Below are 240 nucleotides of genomic sequence, written 5' to 3'. Positions count from 1 at the left end.
GATGGCGAAAGCCAGCCAGATCCCCCAGCCGTTGTTGCGGCGCGATGCAGCCATCATTGTCTCCGGGTGTGGGCGGGGGCAGCCGGCGCTGCCGCCGGGGCAGCACTTGGGGCCGCAGGCTGCGCGGCCGGGGCCGTTGGCGTGGCCGGGCTGGCCGGCGCTGCAGGGGTACCCGTGGCCGGTGCGGCCTGCTCGCCGGTTGTGGCTGGGGGGGGCGGGGGGGGGGGGGGCCCTGCGGGG

The sequence above is a fragment of the Pseudomonas sp. TJI-51 genome (assembly GCF_000190455.2).
GTDB classification, from domain to species: Bacteria; Pseudomonadota; Gammaproteobacteria; order Pseudomonadales; family Pseudomonadaceae; genus Aquipseudomonas; species Aquipseudomonas juntendi.
Note: the sequence above shows the minus strand (reverse complement) of the source record.